The 217-nt window shown below is 58.5% G+C and carries 1 rRNA gene; it reads left to right on the forward strand.

Annotated elements, in window-relative coordinates:
- Window positions 1–217: ribosomal RNA gene (locus Afil_RS11705) — 23S ribosomal RNA — on the forward strand; the annotation flags it as partial.

Genomic DNA, 217 nt, shown 5'->3' on the forward strand with positions numbered 1-217 from the left:
TGCCAGGCGGGCAGTTTGACTGGGGCGGTCGCCTCCCAAAGAGTAACGGAGGCGCCCAAAGGTGCGTTCAGTCTGGATGGAAACCAGATTTAGAGTGTAAATGCATAAGCGCGCCTGACTGCGAGGCCAACAAGCCGAGCAGGGACGAAAGTCGGGATTAGTGATCCGGCGGTGCCGAATGGAAGGGCCGTCGCTCAACGGATAAAAGCTACCCTGG

Source organism: Allobaculum fili, assembly GCF_020969955.1.
GTDB classification, from domain to species: Bacteria; Bacillota_I; Bacilli_A; order Erysipelotrichales; family Erysipelotrichaceae; genus Allobaculum; species Allobaculum fili.